At 41.1% G+C, this 1,673-nt stretch carries 4 protein-coding genes and 1 pseudogene; all 5 read left to right on the top strand.

Annotated elements, in window-relative coordinates; all coding sequences use genetic code 11:
- A pseudogene (locus F6K37_RS41450) lies at positions 1-210 on the top strand (hypothetical protein); the annotation flags it as partial.
- Between the two features lie 99 nt (positions 211-309).
- Positions 310-432: a hypothetical protein gene (locus tag F6K37_RS41445; RefSeq protein ID WP_267872110.1), complete on the top strand. Its 123-nt coding sequence runs from the start codon at positions 310-312 to the stop codon at positions 430-432.
- Positions 433-474: 42 nt separating this feature from the next.
- The gene (locus F6K37_RS41440) at positions 475-681 is read left to right on the top strand and encodes a phytanoyl-CoA dioxygenase family protein (protein ID WP_229414751.1); all 207 of its coding nucleotides are present in this window, start codon (positions 475-477) and stop codon (positions 679-681) included.
- A 6-nt stretch (positions 682-687) separates the two neighbouring features.
- A complete protein-coding gene (locus tag F6K37_RS41435; protein WP_324293518.1) occupies positions 688-1,305 on the top strand; it encodes a phytanoyl-CoA dioxygenase family protein in 618 nt (205 codons plus the stop codon).
- 32 nt (positions 1,306-1,337) lie between these two features.
- The coding region (locus tag F6K37_RS41430) for a condensation domain-containing protein (protein ID WP_287257091.1) at positions 1,338-1,673 on the top strand (336 nt) is incomplete at its 3' end.

Here is a 1,673-nt window from a genome sequence, read left to right as displayed (position 1 = left end):
ACCGCAGCAGCTTGGAGCGAAGTAATGTTTGCGATTGAAGTAATGTTTGCGATTGTTACACCTACTAGTTCACCTAAACTGCGTGGAAAATTCCCAGGCTGGCAAAAATGCAAAAAGAGGAATAAGAAACTAAGGTGTCCTATTGTAAAAAAGGGCAAAGGTACCTTTGAAAGCCAAAATAAAACGAATAAATTTAAAAAATTACCCTGATTTTTATAGAAATTTCGCAACGATTTCAGTTTGAATTTACCCCAGTGATTGACTCATTATTCAAGCTTTAGTCTAAACTCCAGTGGACTGGTGGAAGCAATGGCAGAAAGTGGAGGAGGTCGGGAAGTCATTGACAAAATTGCCAGGACTTTCCAAGCAATTAATCGGCTATCTCCCGAAGAAGTGGCTGCCATGCTAGCTCAGATGAAGGAAAACTCGTAAAAGCCTATGAAGTTTCAAGTTGTTTATAAACCCATAAACTTTATGAAACTTACAACAGAACAAATAGACCAATATAACAACCAGGGATTTCTGTTAATTCCCGATTTATTTTCTCAAGAGGAAGTCTCGCTGATACAAGAACAGCTACCCGGTTTAATGGCTGAAGATGTACCAGGGCGAGTGCTAGAAAAAGATCGTCATACGGTTCGCGCTTTACACGGTTGCCATCTGTTTAACAAGGTTTTCTAGAACTTAATCCGAGAACCGCGCTTGCTCGAACCTGCCCATCAGCTTCTTGGCAGTCAGGTGTATCTTTACCAATTTAAGATTAATTTAAAAGCAGCTTTTGGTGGAGATGTATGGCCTTGGCATCAAGATTTTATCTACTGGCACAAGGAAGATGGAATGCCACTACCCAAGGTGATTAGCCTAGCAATTTTATTGGATGATCTCAATGAATTTAACGGACCGATGATTTTTATTCCAGGTTCCCACAAACCGGGAATACTCGATCTAGAAGCATCGGTAGCCAAAACTGAAGCTAATCCTGAAACAGCAGATTGGAAAGTGAATGTTAGCGCAAATCTTAAGTATTGTATTCCCCCACAAACTGTTACACAATTAGTTAAAAAATTTGGAATTTTAGCCCCGAAAGGTACGGCTGGCTCTATACTGTTGTTCGATAGCAACGTGGTTCATGGCTCGGTTACCAACATTTCTCCTTTTCCCCGCCGACTTATGATTATTACTTACAACAGTGTCGAGAATCTTCCCGTTTATGTCGATCGGCCCAGACCAGAATTTTTGGTTAGTCGCGATTATAAGCCACTGAAACCTCTAGCTGATTCTGAAAGCCTCTTGTCTGCTAAATAAAAACGATAAAAATTAGGAATGGTTTCAAAAAAATGGATAAGTCTTCTTCAGATCGTTTTTTCCCTACAGACAAACAAGAACTCCTCAAACTCCTGCTCCAGAAAAAAGGCTTGCGTCAAGGGTCGGCCAAAACGATAACTCGCCGAACCGATGCTGGACCAATACCGTTTTCCTATTTTCAGGAACAACTGTGGTTGCTCGCACAACTCAATCCCAAGGTTCCTTTCTATAACGAGCCCGTAACAGTTCATATTCGGGGTCAATTAGATGCGATCGCACTAGAGAAAAGCCTGAAGGAAATTATCCGCCGTCACGAAGCTTTACGAACTAAGTTTATGATTGTGAGCGGACAACCCCTTCAAATTATT

Source organism: Moorena sp. SIO4E2 (assembly GCF_010671945.1).
GTDB classification, from domain to species: Bacteria; Cyanobacteriota; Cyanobacteriia; order Cyanobacteriales; family Coleofasciculaceae; genus Moorena; species Moorena producens.
Note: the sequence above shows the minus strand (reverse complement) of the source record. Positions and strands in the feature narration are given on the sequence as shown.